The organism is Bacillus pretiosus (assembly GCF_051294775.1).
GTDB classification, from domain to species: Bacteria; Bacillota; Bacilli; order Bacillales; family Bacillaceae_G; genus Bacillus_A; species Bacillus_A wiedmannii.
The window spans coordinates 1-325 of the sequence record NZ_JBPPHF010000084.1; the positions used below are offsets into that span (position 1 = coordinate 1).

Annotated in this window: 1 pseudogene; it reads right to left on the reverse strand. The window is 34.2% G+C overall.

The annotated features are described in order from the left end of the window. A pseudogene (gene trmB, locus ACSG5Z_RS29960) lies at positions 1–320 on the reverse strand (tRNA (guanosine(46)-N7)-methyltransferase TrmB); the annotation flags it as partial. Positions 321–325 lie beyond the last annotated feature (5 nt).

Consider the following 325-nt stretch of genomic DNA (forward strand, 5'->3'; position numbering starts at 1 on the left):
CCTTTTGCAAAGAAAAATGTTAAATCTTCAGCATCTTTATTAATTAACTTTAAGTTCGGTAGTTCTTCTTCAATTAATTTATCAAGTGCATCTACAACAACACTTGTGAATTTTTCAATTCCAATATAATTAATATGTGGGTTTGCTTTTGCCATATCGTACATAAAGCGGCCACGACCTGTACCTACTTCAATATGAATTGGTTGCTCATTTCCAAATTCTTCTTTCCAGTTACCAGCGCGCTCCTCTGGGTTTCCAATTACGATATGTGAATACTCATTAATTCGATCCATTGCATATGGTTTATGTCTTAAACGCATAGATG